General features: G+C 74.1%; 13 protein-coding genes. 6 read left to right on the forward strand and 7 right to left on the reverse strand.

The annotated features are described in order from the left end of the window. The first annotated feature begins 22 nt into the window (after positions 1 to 22). The 3 genes from CPH93_RS09810 to CPH93_RS09820 all read left to right on the forward strand — a co-directional run bounded on the left by CPH93_RS09810 (position 23) and on the right by CPH93_RS09820 (position 1,024). Positions 23 to 304: a hypothetical protein gene (locus CPH93_RS09810; RefSeq protein WP_096212557.1), complete on the forward strand. Its 282-nt coding sequence runs from the start codon at positions 23 to 25 to the stop codon at positions 302 to 304. Further along, a complete protein-coding gene (locus CPH93_RS09815) occupies positions 301 to 729 on the forward strand; it encodes a type II toxin-antitoxin system VapC family toxin (RefSeq protein ID WP_096212558.1) in 429 nt (142 codons plus the stop codon). The genes CPH93_RS09810 and CPH93_RS09815 overlap by 4 nt, the downstream gene beginning before the upstream one ends. Positions 730 to 793: 64 nt before the next feature. Then, positions 794 to 1,024, forward strand: a complete 231-nt coding sequence (locus CPH93_RS09820) for a hypothetical protein (protein WP_159394986.1) — start codon at positions 794 to 796, stop codon at positions 1,022 to 1,024. Between the two features lie 84 nt (positions 1,025 to 1,108). Here CPH93_RS09820 and mnmA read toward each other — a convergent pair whose 3' ends face one another. Continuing rightward, on the reverse strand, positions 1,109 to 2,239 hold the full coding sequence (gene mnmA, locus CPH93_RS09825; RefSeq protein ID WP_093649138.1) for a tRNA 2-thiouridine(34) synthase MnmA: 1,131 nt from the start codon (positions 2,237 to 2,239) through the stop codon (positions 1,109 to 1,111). Positions 2,240 to 2,293: 54 nt separating this feature from the next. Here mnmA and CPH93_RS09830 point away from each other — a divergent pair, with 54 nt between their 5' ends. Both CPH93_RS09830 and CPH93_RS09835 read left to right on the forward strand, forming a co-directional pair. After that, the gene (locus tag CPH93_RS09830; RefSeq protein WP_231977255.1) at positions 2,294 to 3,034 is read left to right on the forward strand and encodes an N-acetylmuramoyl-L-alanine amidase; all 741 of its coding nucleotides are present in this window, start codon (positions 2,294 to 2,296) and stop codon (positions 3,032 to 3,034) included. A gap of 248 nt (positions 3,035 to 3,282) precedes the next feature. Next, positions 3,283 to 4,014 (forward strand): dienelactone hydrolase family protein, encoded by a 732-nt coding sequence (locus tag CPH93_RS09835; protein ID WP_096212561.1) that lies wholly within the window; start codon positions 3,283 to 3,285, stop codon positions 4,012 to 4,014. Positions 4,015 to 4,104: 90 nt separating this feature from the next. Here the strand turns inward: CPH93_RS09835 and CPH93_RS09840 are convergent, their stop codons facing one another. Continuing rightward, entirely contained in the window at positions 4,105 to 5,274 is a 1,170-nt protein-coding gene (locus CPH93_RS09840; RefSeq protein WP_093485289.1) for a cysteine desulfurase family protein, read from the reverse strand. Positions 5,275 to 5,482: 208 nt separating this feature from the next. Here CPH93_RS09840 and CPH93_RS09845 point away from each other — a divergent pair, with 208 nt between their 5' ends. Then, positions 5,483 to 6,364: an alpha/beta fold hydrolase gene (locus tag CPH93_RS09845; RefSeq protein ID WP_173909760.1), complete on the forward strand. Its 882-nt coding sequence runs from the start codon at positions 5,483 to 5,485 to the stop codon at positions 6,362 to 6,364. Here CPH93_RS09845 and CPH93_RS09850 read toward each other — a convergent pair. The 5 genes from CPH93_RS09850 to CPH93_RS09870 all read right to left on the reverse strand — a co-directional run bounded on the left by CPH93_RS09850 (position 6,354) and on the right by CPH93_RS09870 (position 14,696). Next, positions 6,354 to 9,968: a tetratricopeptide repeat protein gene (locus tag CPH93_RS09850; protein WP_096212563.1), complete on the reverse strand. Its 3,615-nt coding sequence runs from the start codon at positions 9,966 to 9,968 to the stop codon at positions 6,354 to 6,356. The genes CPH93_RS09845 and CPH93_RS09850 overlap by 11 nt on opposite strands. Continuing rightward, the gene (locus CPH93_RS09855) at positions 9,965 to 10,975 is read right to left on the reverse strand and encodes an AAA family ATPase (RefSeq protein ID WP_173909761.1); all 1,011 of its coding nucleotides are present in this window, start codon (positions 10,973 to 10,975) and stop codon (positions 9,965 to 9,967) included. Before CPH93_RS09855 ends, CPH93_RS09850 begins: the two co-directional genes overlap by 4 nt. 73 nt (positions 10,976 to 11,048) lie before the next feature. Continuing rightward, positions 11,049 to 13,226, reverse strand: coding sequence for a VMAP-C domain-containing protein (locus CPH93_RS09860; RefSeq protein WP_096212564.1), 2,178 nt, complete (start codon positions 13,224 to 13,226; stop codon positions 11,049 to 11,051). Further along, positions 13,223 to 13,693 (reverse strand): CU044_2847 family protein, encoded by a 471-nt coding sequence (locus tag CPH93_RS09865; protein ID WP_093485286.1) that lies wholly within the window; start codon positions 13,691 to 13,693, stop codon positions 13,223 to 13,225. The genes CPH93_RS09860 and CPH93_RS09865 overlap by 4 nt, the downstream gene beginning before the upstream one ends. Positions 13,694 to 13,847: 154 nt before the next feature. Beyond that, the gene (locus tag CPH93_RS09870; RefSeq protein ID WP_096212565.1) at positions 13,848 to 14,696 is read right to left on the reverse strand and encodes a thioesterase family protein; all 849 of its coding nucleotides are present in this window, start codon (positions 14,694 to 14,696) and stop codon (positions 13,848 to 13,850) included. Between the last annotated feature and the right edge of the window lie 68 nt (positions 14,697 to 14,764).

The following is a 14,764-nucleotide window of genomic DNA, read 5'->3' on the forward strand; positions in this document are numbered from 1 at the left end:
ACTGGCAAACAGGGAGGCGCCCATGACGTCCGCACCCCCCGATGACGAGCCGCACTCCGCTGCTGCCCGCAAGCCCGCACATCCGCTTCGTACCATTCGCGAAATCCGGGATTCGCTGCCCGAGGATCAGGTGCGTCACTTCGACGCCGAACTCGCCGAGACCGACATGGATGACCTCCCCTCAATGCTCACCCGCTGGGCGAAGCTGGGGAACGATGGGTTCCTGGAATTCCTGCTCTCGACTCCGTTCGAGGGGCTGGAATTCGGCGAGCGTTCCTACGATGAGCAGGATGACAGCGAGTGATCTATCTCCTCGACACCAATGTCATCTCCGAAATCTCCGTCAGGCCCAGGCCCGCACCCGAGGTTGTTTCCTGGGCGAAGTCCCTCCCGGCCGGCAACATGTACATCAGCGTCATCACCATCGGCGAGATCGAGGCCGGAATCGCCGCGGCGCCCGACAACAGGCGTCGCGCACACTACGCCCAGGCATTAGACGAATTGCGCCGGGAATACCAAGACCGTATTGCCGTGCTCGATGAGCCGGGGGCGATCGCTTACGTCGAGCTGCACAGGCAGCTCAAGGCGGCCGGAACGAGCATCGACCCGCCCGACGCCCTGATCGCCGCAACCGCGCTGGCCAACGACTGGACGGTGGCCACCCGGAACGCCAAGCACTTCGAGCGCACCGGAGCCAGCGTCGTCAACCCCTGGGACCACGCCGCATAGGCGCCCGGCCCGGGAAGACAAGTTCCGCATGAGCAGCCAACCAGTGCACAGCGACGGTCCCCTCATGCCGATGCCTGATCTGACCCTCCCGGCACTGCGCTCGGCGGTCGCCGCACTGGCCTCCGCCAAGCTGCCGGAGCTGGTCGAGGAGATGCGGCAGGCATTCGACCGGGCGGGCCAGGACGGCAGCACGGCACCGATCCGCATGCTCTACCGTCGCTGGGCCATCTTCGTCGCCATCGAGCGTGATCCGGCCAGAGCAGCCCGACTCCCGGGGGCCGCTATCGCATGCTGAGCTATCCGACGGACGTGTGCGGGGAACGCATCGTGGTGGTCAGCGCCTCCTGCCTGTGAACCGCCTGGGCAGGTCCAGCCGGGGCTACGCCCCCGCCCGTGCCCGCCGCTCCGTAGTGGCGATGGTCGCCGAGCCGACCACCCGCGTGCCGTCGTACAGCACGATCGCCTGGCCGGGGGCCACGCCGCGGACGGGCTCCGTGAACGTCACCTGAAGCTCGTCGCCGTCAACCAGCTCGGCCGTGACCTCGGTTTCGCCGCCGTGGGCGCGTAGCTGGGCGGTGTACGTGGCGGGGCCGGCCGTCGGGGGGCGGCCGCACCAGCGGGGGCGGATGGCGGTCAGGGCCGTGACGTCGAGGGCTTCGACGGGGCCGACCGTGACGGTGTTGTCGACCGGGGAGATGTCCAGGACGTAGCGCGGCTTGCCGTCGGGGGCCGGGTGGCCGATGCGCAGGCCCTTGCGCTGGCCGATGGTGAAGCCGTACGCGCCCTCGTGTGTGCCGAGGCGGTTGCCGGACTCGTCGACGATGTCGCCCTGGGCCGTGCCGAGCCGCTTGGCGAGGAAGCCCTGGGTGTCGCCGTCGGCGATGAAGCAGATGTCGTGGCTGTCCGGCTTCTTGGCGACGAACAGGCCGCGGCGGGCGGCCTCTTCGCGGATCTCGGCCTTGGTGGTGAGGGTGTCGCCGAGCGGGAACATGGCGTGCGCCAGCTGGCGGTCGTCGAGGACGCCGAGGACGTAGGACTGGTCCTTGGCCATGTCGGAGGCGCGGTGGAGTTCGCGGGTGCCGTCCTCGCGCAGGACGACGGTGGCGTAGTGGCCCGTGCACACCGCGTCGAAGCCGAGGGCGAGGGCCTTGTCCAGGAGGGCGGCGAACTTGATCTTCTCGTTGCAGCGCAGGCAGGGGTTGGGGGTGCGTCCGGCCTCGTACTCGGCGAGGAAGTCGTCGACGACGTCCTCGCGGAAGCGTTCGGCGAGGTCCCAGACGTAGAAGGGGATGCCGATGACGTCGGCGGCGCGGCGGGCGTCGTGCGAGTCCTCGATCGTGCAGCAGCCGCGGGCGCCGGTGCGGAAGGACTTGGGGTTCTCGGAGAGCGCGAGATGCACGCCGGTCACATCATGGCCGGCCTCGGCGGCGCGGGCCGCGGCGACGGCGGAGTCGACACCGCCGGACATGGCGGCGAGTACGCGGAGGCGGCGGGGGGCGTCATCAGTCATAGCCCGTCCAGAGTAGACGGAACCGGTGACAGTGCGGAAAGCGTTGATCAACGCATGGGGAAAAGTGGCGGGGAGCACGGTGGGCAGCACGGTGACGGGGGCAGCGGCGAGGGGGCCGGGCCCGGGGTGACGCGGCGGCGGGCGCTGTGGATCGGGGGCGGCTCGGTGGTGGCCGCCGGGGCCGCGGCGTTCGCGGCGCGGGACGAGCTGGCCCACTGGTGGTGGCGGCTGCCGGGGAACGACAAGCCGCGGACGGCGGGCGCGGTCGACTTCCGGGGTGCGCAGTGGGTCGCGGCGTCCCCGGAGAACTACCGGCGGGCGGACCGGCCGGCGGACTACGGGATCGACCGGGTCGTGATCCACGTCGTCCAGGGCAGCTATGCGACGGCGCTGAGGGTCTTCCGGGATCCGGATCATGAGGCGGGTGCCCATTATGTGGTCCGCAAGGACGGGCACATCGCCCAGATGATCCGTGAGCTGGATGTGGCGTTCCACGCCGGGAACCGCGGCTACAACGAGCGGAGCGTCGGGATCGAGCACGAGGGGTTCGTGGACCGGCCGGAGTCGTTCACCGCTGCCATGTACGCGTCGTCGGCACGACTGACGGCGGGGATCTGCCGCCGCTACGGCTTTCCGGCCGACCGGGAGCACATCGTGGGGCATGTGGAGGTGCCAGGGACGGATCACACCGACCCGGGGCGGCACTGGGACTGGGACCGCTATCTGCGGCTGGTCCGGGCCGAGCTGCACCGGGCGGCACGGGCGACGCAGCGGCCGCCCGTGCGGAAGGCCTAGGGAGGGGTCTTGGGGGTCGGCCCCGGGGTGATCCAAAAGACCCCTCCCTGGAGCCGCGTCAGGCAACGTTCGCCCTGTCGACGTCCTTGCCCAGATGGGGGTTCAGCCCTTGTGATACGTTCGGCGCCGCCGTGCGCCGCTGCGAACTGAGGAGGTGAGACCGATCAACGCTGTGACAGGTCGGGGCTCCCTCCCGCGCAAGGCCTAGGGAGTGCCCGCAGAAGGCATCCCGAAAGGCTTGAAACGCTATGCGCTTCGCCTCTCAGACGTCGTCCGACGGCGTCCGCGAACAGCTCTTCACCCTCGGTGAGATTCCCGGCGTGCTGTGGACGCCGGAAGGTGCCGCCGGTACTCGTCCCCTGGTCCTGCTGGGACACGGCGGCGGCCAGCACAAGAAGGCCCCCGGAATAGTGGCCCGTGCGCGCCGCTTCGTGGCCGAATGCGATTTCGCGGTCGCGGCGCTCGACGTGCCCGGCCATGGCGACCGACCAAAGGATGAGGAGTACGACCGGATCGCGACCGAGAACCAGGCTCGCGTGGCGGCCGGAGCGGAACTGGCTCCGCTGATCGCTGAGTTCCAGGCGCTCGTAGCTCGCCGGACCGTCCCGGAATGGCAGGCGGTCCTGGGCGCGGTCCAGGGACTCGATCACGTCGGCACCGGCCCGGTGGGCTATTGGGGGGTGTCGTTGGGTTGTGGACTTGGTGTTCCGTTCGTTGCCGCCGAGCCCCGGGTCCGCGCCGCGGTTCTGGGCTTGGGCGGGGCGTCGGCATCGGCCGGGGCCGCCGCGCGGATCACCGTCCCGGTGGAGTTCCTGGTGCAGTGGGACGATGAGCGGGTGCCTCGGGCCCAGAGCCTGGCACTGTTCGACGCCCTGGCCTCGGCCGAGAAGACGCTGCACGCCAACCCCGGCAAGCACGGGGAGCTCCCGGCGTTCGAGCTGGACAGCACGCTACGGTTCTTCGCCCGGCACCTCGGCTGATACCGCCGAGCGAGGTCCGCGACGCGCGCCGATCGGGATCCGTTCCCGGTCGGCGCGTCGTCGCCAGGCCAACGTTGCCTGATGCAGTTGTCAGCTGAGGCCCGCGCTCCTGGCCCGTTCCACCACCGGGCCGATGGCCTGTGCCAGGGCGGCGACGTCCTCGGCCGTGGAGGTGTGGCCCAGGGAGAACCGCAGGGTGCCGCGGGCGAGCTCCGGGGACATGCCGGTGGCCAGCAGGACATGGCTGGGCTGGGCGACGCCGGCGGTGCAGGCGGAGCCCGTCGAGCAGGCGATGCCCTGGGCGTCCAGGAGGAGCAGCAGGGAGTCGCCCTCGCAGCCGGGGAAGGAGAAGTGGGCGTTGGCGGGAAGCCGGCCGGCCGGGTCCGGGTCGCCGCCGAGGACGGCGTCCGGGGCGGCGGCGCGGACCGCCTTGACCAGGTCGTCGCGCAGCGCGCCGATGTCGCGGGCGAAGTCCGCGCGGCGGGTGACGGCGCACCGGGCGGCGGCCGCGAAGGCGGCGATGGCGGGGGTGTCGAGGGTGCCGGAGCGCACCTGCCGCTCCTGGCCGCCGCCGTGCAGCACCGGCACCGGGGCGTACTCACGGCCCAGCAGCAGGGCGCCGATGCCGTACGGGCCGCCGATCTTGTGGCCGGAGACGGTCATCGCGGCGAGCCCGGAGGCGGCGAAGTCGACCTCCAGCTGGCCGACCGCCTGCACCGCGTCGGCATGCAGCGGAATCTCGAACTCCGCGGCCACCTCGGCGAGTTCGCGGACCGGCTGGACGGTGCCGATCTCGTTGTTGGCCCACATGACGGTGGCGAGCGCGACATCGGCGGGGTTGCGGGCGATGGCCTCGCGCAGCGCGCCGGCATGCACCCGTCCGTAGGTGTCGACCGGAAGCCATTCGACCCGGGCGCCTTCGTGCTCGGCGAGCCACTCCACGGCGTCGAGGACGGCATGGTGCTCGACGGGGCTGGCCAGGACCCGGGTACGGGACGCGTCGGCGGCCCGGCGCGCCCAGTACAGGCCCTTGACCGCGAGGTTGTCGGCCTCGGTGCCGCCCGCGGTGAAGACGATCTCGCTCGGGCGGGCGCCGAGGGAGGCGGCGAGGGACTCGCGCGCCTCCTCGACGGTGCGCCGGGCCCGCCGGCCGTCGGCGTGCAGCGAGGACGCGTTGCCGGTGACGGTCAGCTGGGCGGTCATCGCCTGCACCGCCTCCGGGAGCATCGGAGTGGTGGCGGCGTGGTCGAGGTAAACCATGGTGCGCACGATTCTACGAGCTGGCGCGACGGGGTCTGGGGGCGCATCCGCAGCGCGTGGATGCTTCGTGCCCGGCGGGGCCACCGTCCGTTCGCTCGGACCACGCTCGGCGGCCCGAACAGCTCGTCCCGGGCCGCCGAGCGCGGCCCGCCGCCGGTCCGCCCGCCCCCCCTCGACACCCCTGTAAGGAGTCACTAGCCTGATGGTCATGACTGACTGGCTTCTGGACCGTACGTTCCGCACCGCGTCGGGCGACGAGGTGCGGTGGGCCGTGCTCGGGGCGGGGCGGGAGACGGCGCCCGCGGTGGTCCTGCTGCACGGGACGCCGTTCTCGTCGTACGTCTGGCGCGGTGTCGCCCGGGCCCTGGCCGCGCGGCACCGGGTGTTCGTCTGGGACATGCCGGGGTACGGCGCCTCCGGGAAGCGCGACGGGCAGGATGTCTCGCTCGGCGCGCAGGCCCGGGTGTTCGGGGAGTTGCTGGAGCACTGGGAGCTCGCCGGGGACCGGTCCCGGCCGGCTGTCGTCGCGCACGACTTCGGCGGCTGTGTCGCGCTGCGGGCGCATCTGCTGCACGGCGCGCGGTACGAACGGCTGGCGCTCGTCGACCCGGTGGCGCTGGCGCCCTGGGGCTCGCCCGCCTACCGGCTGCTCGGGGCGCACCGCGAGGTGTTCGGGCAGCTGCCGCCGGCGCTCCACCGGGCGCTGGTGCGGGAGTACGTGTCCTCCGCGAGTCACGCCGGGCTGCCCCCGGCCGTCCTCGACCGGCTGGTCGAGCCCTGGTGCACGGACGAGGGGCAGCCGGCGTTCTACCGCCAGATCGGGCAGAACGACCAGCGGTTCACCGACGAGATCGAGGGGCGCTACGGCGAGATCGCGCTGCCCACGCTGATCTGCTGGGGCGCCCGGGACACCTGGATTCCGCCCGCCAAGGGCCGCGAACTGGCGGCCCGCATCCCGGGCTCCCGTCTGCGGCTGATCGAGGGCGCGGGCCACCTGGTGCAGGAGGATGCCCCGGCGGAACTGACCGCGGCGCTGGGGGAGTTCCTGCGGGAGGAAGGCGCTCCGGGGCGCGGCGTACCTACGGGGTGAGGCGACGGCTCAGGGTGCGAACGGCGGCCACCACCTCGGCCACCCCGGCCTCCGCCGCCGTGAGCGCGTCGGAGGCGGTGAGCGACTCCAGGGCTGCGCGCAGGCGCGGCAGACCGGCGCGCGGCGCCCGGCCCGTCCTCTCCAGGTCACGGACGTGGCCGGCGAGTTCGGCCGCCAGGGCGTCCAGTGCGTCCAAGGCGTCCGAGGTGTCCGGGGTATCTGGAGAATCTGGAGACTCCGGCGGGGCGGTCGGGCCGGCAGGCCGCGGGCCGGTTGCCTCGTCCGCGCCCCGCAGCCGCAGCTGATCGCCGAGGGTGCGGACGGCCGCCGTCAGATCACGTAGCGCCGTGCCGGTGCGGGCGGTCTCCGCGGTGCGCGAGAACCCCGGCCGGTGCGGACCGGACGCCGAAGAATCCGGCTTCTCCCGGAGCAGCGCGCGCAGTTCGACGGCCTGCGGGGCGCCGAAGTCCTCCAGGACGGCGAGCGCCTCGCGCCAGTGCGACCGGGCCCCTTGCTTGTGTCCCAGGGCAGTCTGGGCATGTCCCGCCGCGGTCAGTGCGTCGGCCCGCCATCGCTCCCCGCCCGGCACCAGCAGCCGCTCCGCCGCGTCCGCAGCAGCCGTCACCGCCTCGCCGGGCCGGACCAGGGCGACCTTCGCCTCGGCCATCCGGCAGCGGGTGCGCCCTGCCCACAGGCGCTGCCGGTCCTCCTCGAACAGGGGCAGGGCCCGGGAGAGTTCACGGAGTGCGCCGGCGGGCCGGCCGGCCGACGACAGCGCCACGGCGAGGGCGTAGTGGCCGTGCGCGAGCCGCGGGGAGCCGCCGCCGGCGCTGCGGTGGGCGCCGATGCTCCGCTCGGCGAACAGCACCGCCTCGTAGCCGTTGCCGGTCGCCGCCCAGAGCCGGGCCAGCGCACCGAGCACGAGGGCCTCGCCGAGTGCATCGCCGCGGCGCCCGCACTGCTCCCATGCCGGGGTGAGATACCGCTCCGCGGTGTCGTGCTGCCCCTGGTGCAGGGCGATGATCCCGCGCGCATACGGTGCCCGGAAGCGGGTCAGCGCATCCCCGCAGCGGCCGGCCAGCTCCTGTGCCCGGCGCGCCGCGGCCTCGGCCTCGTCGGCCTTGCCCAGCGCGAGGTACGCCTCGGCCAGTGCCAGCCGGGCACGGCCCTCGGCCCGGGCGTCTCCCGCCCCTGCCGCCCGCGCCGCCACGGTCCGGGCGGCCGGTTCGAAGGCGGCGGAGAGCGCTCCGCAATCCGCGGTCGTCCCAGCGAGCAGAAGGAGGTCGGCGGCGGTCCGGACGGTCCCCGGGGAGCGGACCACGGCACGGCGGACGAGGGCGAGCAGCTGCGGCAGCTCCTCGACCCAAACGGCCAGGGCCTTGGTGCGGTCCTTCGTCGTGGGCAGGGGGCCGGGGGACGAGACCCGGGCCAGGTCCTGGAGCATCCGCTCACCGGGGTAGCGCAGCGCGAACATCTGCCGGCCCACGGCCAGATACCAGGCCAGCAGCCGCGACAGCGCCGCATCCCGCTGTGCCGCGGGCAGCTCGCGGCCGACGGCCTCGCAGGCCGGGCCCCGCATCTCGTCGGCCAAGCGGTGGCGATCGGCGGCCGTTTTCCGCAGGGCGCCGGCCGCCACCAGTTCGTCCAGCACCTCACGGGTCCGCGGTGTGTTCTCGTCCAGCAGCGCGGCCGTGGCGCCGAAGGGGAGGCCGGCGGGCGAGGTGTCCGCGAGGTCCGCCAGCGCGAGCAGCCGGACGGCCCGGCGCGCGGGCACCGAGAGCTGCTCGTCGAGCGACGGGGGCGTCGGCTCGGGGCGGCGCTGCGACGGCACCACCCCGCCCGGCGGGCCCGGCACCGCACCCCCCAACCGCTCCAGCACCGGGCTGGCCAGGACGGCGAAGGCCCGCGCCGAGGCCTGTAGCCGCAGTTCCCCGTCCTCGTCGCCCATCAGGACCGGGAAGTCGGGCAGCCGCCCCATGTACGGCTCCAGCGACCGGCCGACCGCCTCGACGACCTCCACGGCCGCTTCCGCGCCCAGCCCGCTGAACAGCAACTCCCGTACGCCGGGGCGGAAGTCGTAGACGGGCTCGGTGGCCAGGCCCGGTGGCGGGGCGCCCAGGGCGCGGTCCAGGGTGTGTGCGGCGGAGGTGTCCCGGGCCCGGTCGGTGCGCTCCAGGAGGCCGCCGAGCAGGATCTCCGCGACATGGGTGGGGCCGGCGTCGCCCATCGTGGCCGCGCGCACCAGCTGCATCAGCGGTGTGGTCAGGGGGCGGACGGCGGAGAGGCGGACCGCGAGCCGGTAGGCCTCGGGGGAGAACGCGCCGCGGAAGTGCGCCAGCAGCTCCTCGGCGCTGCCCTCGGGCCGGTCCGGCCCCCGGTGCCCGGGCAGCTCGTCCAGCAGCACCGTGTCGATCAGATGCGGCACTCCGGGGCGGGTGAGCAGACCGGCCCACTGCTCCAGCGCGGACGCGGTCGGATGCAGCACGGGCAGCGCGAGCACCCCCGCCGCCTCCGGGTCGCGCTCACCGCTGAGCGGATCACAGACGAGGAGCCGGCCGAGGCCGCCGAACTCGGCGGGCGCGGCCAGCAGTCGGGGCCGGGCGTCCAGGGCGGTGCCGCGCCACAGCCGCCGGGGCAGCGGGTTCAGGACGGCCAGCGGGCCGCAGTTGCCCCATGCGGTCAGGGCGCGGACGGTCTGCGGGCTGCGCCATCCCGGGCTGGTGCCGTCGGTGAGCAGAAAGGTCACCGATGCGCCCGCGGACCGCCGGCGGTGCACCGGGCCGGCGGGGTTCCGGGGGTCGATCCGCTGGATCCGGACGGAGCGGAAGACCGTGCTCCGGGCGAGCAGCGCGCGCAGTTCGGCGGCGAGCGGCCCCCATACCTGCATGGCGGCCGAGCAGTCCACCAACAGCACGGCCGACCAGCGCGGTTCCTGCTCCGGGCGGGAGACGACATCGAGGAAGCCGGTCTCGGCGGCGAGCCGGACGGTGGCCTCGACGTCGGTGACGGTGCGGTGCGGGTGGTCACGGGATCTGCGCAGCGGGCGCAGCGCCCGGCCCAGCTGCTGGGCATCGGGCAGCGCACGCCCGCCGGGGACCCGCGCGGGGCGGGCCCGGTCCGCGCCGGATTCACCGCCCGCGCTCCCCCAGGCGTACAGCGCGCGCCGGGGCGGGCCGGGAGGCGTCAACGGACGGGTGGAGTCGGTGGGTCGGGAGTCACAGGAGGAGGCCGGGAAGTCGGCGGGGTCGGTGGAGTCGGCGGGGGCGGCAGGCGTCGTGGGCGCGGCGTCCGCCGACCGCCCCTCGGGTGCCGTGTCCGCAGCGGCCGTGGTGCCCTCCGCTCCCCCGGCCTCCGTACGCCGCCGGCCCTCCTCCGCTCCGTCCCCGTGCCCGGAGGCGTCCTCGCCCCAGGATGCGGCCCCGTCCCCGGATGCAGCCCCGTCCCCCGTCCCGCCCACGCACTCCCCCGGCTCCCCCGAATCCCCCGGCCCCCCGGCCGCCGTACGCCCCTCCATCACCCGTGCCAGCCACAGCACGTCGAGGAGTTCGGTGGCCCCGAGGTCGTAGCCGGCGGCCGACATCGCCTGTCGCAGTCGGTCGATCATGGCGCCATGGGCTCGTCGAGGCGGTGCAGTACGGCGCCGAGAAGCTCGTCCTTGGTGAGGTCGGCGCCGCTGATGCGCAGGTGGACGGCGGCCAGCAGCTGGTCGGTGGCCAGGGTCTGGGTTTGCGCGCGCTGGTGGAAGACCTCGATCAGGTCCTCCGCCGCGGCGACCGCCGGCGCGCCCAGATTGTGTTCGATGATCTTCCGCAGCCGGTCCCCGGTCGGCTCCGGCAGATCCAGCCGCACGCACCGGCGCAGGAACGCGGGCGGGAAGTCCCGTTCGCCGTTGCTGGTCATGACGACCACCGGGAAGTGGGTGCAGCGCACCACCCCGCGGTGGATCGCGACCCGCTCCCGGCTTCCGCTCAGCAGGACCGGCACCTCCTGCTGGTGCTCGGGCAGCCGGGCCAGCTCCGGGATCTCGAACTCGCCCTCCTCCAGGACGACCAGCAGGTCGTTGGGCAGGTCGATATCGGCCTTGTCGAGTTCGTCGACGAGCAGGACCCGGGGCCGGCCGGCGGCCAGTGCGCTGCCGAGCGGGCCGAGGCGCAGATACTGGCCGATGTCGCCGGCGGCCGTGGCGCGCGGAGCCCTGGGCCGGCGCACCGAGCCGTGGGACGCCTCGCGCTCCCGGCGCAGCGAGGCCTCCCGCAGGCGGCCCACGGCGTCGTAGCGGTAGAGGGCGTCCTGGAGCGTGGAGCGGCTGTTGACCGACCAGCGCAGGACGTCCCCGAGCCCGAGCTCCTCGGCGACGGCATGGGCCAGCGAGCTCTTGCCGGCGCCGGGGCGGCCGGTGACCAGCAGCGGACGGTGCAGATGCAGCGCCGCATTGACCACGGAGATCTCATTGCGCTCCAGGAGGTACGGCGCACGGGGCGCCGCCGCCCCGGCTCCGGCCGGAAAGCGCCGCCAAGGCGGTGGGGCGGGCAGGTCCGACGGGCCGCGGAACACCCACCAGGGCTCCGCCTCCGGGTCGTGGGGTGCGCCTGCTGCGCTCTGTCCGGTCACCGCACGTTCTCCTCGTTCTTTGCTGTGTGGCTCGCCGGGTGGGCCGCCGTGTCCACGGTGCACACCCGGGCGTTCAGGGCTGGGTCAGCACCCAGGCATCCGGGGCGAGTTGCGGGGGACGGTGGTCGGGTGCGTCGTACAGCAGGGACAGCCGGCGGCCGTGGTGGGTGGCGCTCTCCGGCTCGGCCATCGCCTTGGCCCGCTCCAGGCGCACCACCTCGGGGACCTCGGTGTGGTCGGCGCCGTCCACCAGGGCCAGCAGGTCCTGGGCGAGCTGTGCGCCGTGTTCGGCGCGGTGCCACAGCACGGTGTGGACGCCCGCCTGGACGCACTGCCGCAACAGCGTGCCGTGGTGGTGGGGCGGGCAGCAGACGATCACCGTCCCGGCGTCGCGGTGCACCTCCAGCTGGGCGCGGGCGACCATCCGGTCGGTGTGCCGCTCGTCGAGGACCAGGCGTTTGGCGTGCGGCAGGGCCGCGGTGCGCTGTTTCCATCCGGCGTAGCTCTCCCGGGAGCGCTCGGTGGTCCGCACCACCACCCGGCGGGTGATCCCCGGGACGAACGGCCCGTCCTCGTCGCCGTCGGGCGACTCCCACGAGTCGACGTCCAGACCGAGCCAGGCAGCCGGGAGGAAGTACTCCACCAGGGCGGTCTCCGGGTCTTCCCGGACCTCGGTGCGCAGCACCCGGCGGATGTCGTCCACCACCTGCTCGCTGCCCGCCTCGGCGTCGCGGACCAGCGCGAGACGGTGGGTCCGGCGGTCGGCGAGGGTCCAGATCTGGTAGGTGAAGCGGCGTCCGGTCGCCGTGGGCAGCAGCTCCACCTGGACGCGCGGGGCGGCGGACGGGGCGACGGTGCCCGGCAGGCCCGCTGCCGGGGTACGGACCGGGGCGGCGGCCGCGACCACATCGGCGCGGAACTGGCTGACCGCCGCCTCGTCGACGCCCGAGCGGGCACCGACGCGCTCGACCCAGGCGTCCAGGTCCTCGGACGGGTACGTACCGGCCGCGCTCTCCTCGACGCTGACCCGCACCACCCCTTGCAGCAGCGGCGGCACGGGCGCGCCGCTGAGGGAGCTGAAGCCCTCCAGGGCGTCCATCGCATCGGCCAGGCCGGCGACGGCGGGCAGCTCCGGGGCGTGCGGCAGGACGCGTTCGAGGAGGGTGCGGGGGTCGGTGCGGGTGCAGTGGGCCAGCAGGCCCGAGAGATCGCGGCGCTGACGGGTGGTCAGGTACTCGCCGGGGCGGACCGTACGGGCGGCCCGGCGCAGCCGTTCCCAGTCCTCGCGGGCGCCGTGGTGGCCGGGCCAGGGGTGCGGCTCGTAGGGGCCGCCGGCATGCGGCGGCTCGTAGTCCCGTACGAGGTCGAGGAGTTCGGGGATGCCGCGGCGGACGCCCACGGCCAGGCCGACCAGCCGTTCGAGGTCGGCCGCCGGGCCCGCCGAGGGTCTGCCCAACCGGGCGGCGAGCCGTTCCTCGCAGGCCAGCACCGCCTCGCGGCCCTGGAGTACCCGCTCCAGGGCGGTGAGCAACTGCTGCACCCCGCGCCGGGCGGTGGGCACCGCCGAGGGCGGCAGCGCCGGGAGTTCGGCCTCGATGGCCGGGACGCTGATGGCGTACATCGTCGTCGGCAGGGCGCCGGGCGCGGCCGGTTGGGGGGCTTGATGGACGGCCGCGACCAGACCGACGACGGCCTGCCGGGCCCGGTCCCACAGCGGCCCGCCACTGAAGCCCTCGGTGACCTCGGCGCCGCCGAGCACGTCCAGGGCGATCCAGGGCGGGGCCGAGACCCGGGGCACGGCGCGCACCGTGGGCAGCGGATTGCCGCTGGCCCACAAGGCGATGGTCTCGTTGGCGTAGCTGTGCTGGAGGAACGGTGCCGGCTCGGCGCCGGCGGGCGGGGCCTCGGCCAGTTCCAGGACGGCCAGATCGCCGTGGTAGGGCACCTGTCCGGGCCGGACCGGGGCGCTTGTGGCGGCCGTGGCCCGCGGCGGCACCCACATCTTCCGCACGACCCGCCCGGTCAGATCGCGGCCGGCCGCGACATGGGGCAGCCGGAGGGTGACCGGGTCGCCCGCTCCGGGGGTGTCCTGGGCGAAACGGTCCCTGCCCAGTGCGCTGTTGACGACATGGGCGCAGGTCAGCACGAGCCGCTCGGCGACCAGTACGCCCGCGCCGACGGCCCGGTCGCCGGACCGTAAGGAGGCGAAGGACTGCTGAAGCGGGGTGTCCGGACCTGCGCCTGCGCTCACGGCGTCGTCGTCCCTCCGGATCCGTCCGTGCCGCTGCCGAGGTTCCAGGTGGCGGAGACCTTGAAGCTGGCCTCGCCGCTGCCGGAGAACACCCCGAGGCTCAGGTCGGAGCCGAGCGTGACCCCGAACTCGACGGTGACCTCGTCGGGGCGGTGACTGCCGGCGGAGATCGAGCGGTGGATCTGGCCGAGTACGCCGCCGAGCGGGCGCAGGGCCTCTTCGAGGGCCTCGCCGCCACGGGTCAGCGCCCGGCTCATCCGGGCGTCCACACTGACCGGAAGGGCGGCGCCGAAGCCGTCCGGAAGCTCCAACTCGGCGTCGTCGCCGGGATGTCGAGGCCGGTCCCCGTCCGTCGGCCGCTGTCCGGTGGACCGCTCGTGTGTGCCGGAGTGCTGCCCGGCGGCCGGGTGCCCGTCCCGCAGCCACACCACGGTCGCGTCGTCGATCCTGAGAGCCACATCCCCCATGGCGATCAGTCTGACATGAGCCGGTCGGCCACCGCCTGCTCTTTGCGTCACACTTTCCGTCATCGCGCCCGGGGCGGGCTGCGAACGGGGCCGGACGCGACGTCGGGCCGGGGCCCGGCCCTCCCGGACAGGGGACCAGCCGTAGAGCTGGGCCCTACCCCTGCAACACCGCCCGCGCCAACTGCCGTGACTGGGCGACCAGTCGGTCCTGGGAGTCCCAGACCTCCGCGTCCTCCTCCAGGAAGCCGCCGGCCAGATTGCGGGTGGTGATGGCGACCCGCAGCGGGCCGGGGGCGGGGCGGTGGCGGATGTGGGCGGTCAGTTCGACGGTGGGCACCCAGCCCAGCAGGCCCATCTCGAAGGCGGTGGGCGGCAGCGCGTCGACGGTCAGCAGCAGGGAGAGCGGGTCGGGGTCGCGGCCGTCGGCCAGACCGAACCAGGCGCGCATCTCGCCCTTGCCGGAGGGGGCGCCGACCGCCCAGCCGGCGGTCGCCGGGTCCAGGCGCAGGTCGAGCCGCTCGGTGATGGCCGTGCTGCCGGGGATGGCGGAGGCGTCGCCGGGGGCGTCGTCCGCGCCCAGGCAGTGCTCGTACGGCGGGATGGCCGGCGGCTTGGCGGTGGTGCGGACGTCGTCGGGCAGGGCGTCGAGGTCGCCGTACGAGGCGAGCACCCGCAGCCGCTCGATCTCGTTGCCGTCCTCGTCGGTCTGGAGGAGGCGGGCGGTGCCGGTCGACATGGTGCGGCCGGTGCGGACCACCTCGGTGCGGATGACGGCGGGGCCCGGGACCGAGGCCGTCAGATAGTGCGCGGTGACCGACAGCGGGTCGGGGTGCGGGAGGGCCTCGCCCAGGGCGCGGCCCATGAGGGCGAGGAGGTAGCCGCCGTTGACCGCCTGGATGATCGTCCAGCCGGCGGAGAGGTGCGCGTCGTACACGCCCGGGGCGCGGCGGCTGACCGCCGTATCGCGGTCGAACTCGCTGTTGCCAAGGGTCACCAGAGCCATGGGTTGCACGCTACACCGGATAGTTACCGACCGGTAGTGTCAGTTTTGCGGCCTCGGCGGAAGCAGTC

Source organism: Streptomyces sp. 2323.1 (assembly GCF_900221035.1).
GTDB lineage: Bacteria > Actinomycetota > Actinomycetes > Streptomycetales > Streptomycetaceae > Streptomyces > Streptomyces sioyaensis.